Origin of the sequence: Salinibius halmophilus (genome assembly GCF_003577475.1) — a bacterium.
GTDB classification, from domain to species: Bacteria; Pseudomonadota; Gammaproteobacteria; order Pseudomonadales; family Natronospirillaceae; genus Salinibius; species Salinibius halmophilus.
Genome location: NZ_QPEP01000032.1, coordinates 1 through 636, shown reverse-complemented (window position 1 = coordinate 636; position 636 = coordinate 1). Strand labels below are relative to the sequence as shown.

The following is a 636-nucleotide window of genomic DNA, read 5'->3' as shown; positions in this document are numbered from 1 at the left end:
TACGCTTTGTTAAGCAAGTGTCTGACTTCGTTAAGACGCCTGCGATGCTAAGCTCAGTGCCTGCAGACCAAGCTGGTACTTACTTCCTAGGTGCGACCTCAGCTGAGCGTAAACTACGCCACGCGGCTTACCACAACGTATTTGCGGTATTGTTCGACGCTGACAACGCAAGCCTAGATGCGAAGATCAATGACTACATGTCTGCAACCATCCCGCTTTACAAAGAAGGTGACGGCAGCGCGATCGACACTAGCCTTGCGCTCACGTCAATCCAGTCGTTGAACAGCACCTTGTTGTCGGTTGAGCAAACCATGAACAACGAAGCGTTCTTGTACGAAGTATCGCAAGGTAAGTACGCACCATCGACTGTTTACAAGTGGGCTGACTTCCTACAAGCATTGAGCTCAATGCACAACGTAGGTATCGCTGGTGAGCAGCTATGGTTGTACGATGAAGGCCAAGACGAAGCGACCAACTCGCTGTATGCGAAAGTGGCGATTGCTGCGTTCCTTGCGCAGTCAATGAAAGAAACCATCCGTTACAACGCTTGTGACGAAAACAACTGGTCAATCGGTACTGGTGACCCAGTAGACTACCCACTGAGCTCATCTTGTGGTCAGCTACAGCAAGACTACG

General features: G+C 50.5%; 1 protein-coding gene. It reads left to right on the top strand.

Going from position 1 to position 636, the window contains the following annotated elements:
* Positions 1-636 (top strand): hypothetical protein (locus tag DUW71_RS17510; RefSeq protein WP_199671258.1); only part of this gene is annotated, 636 nt, incomplete at both ends.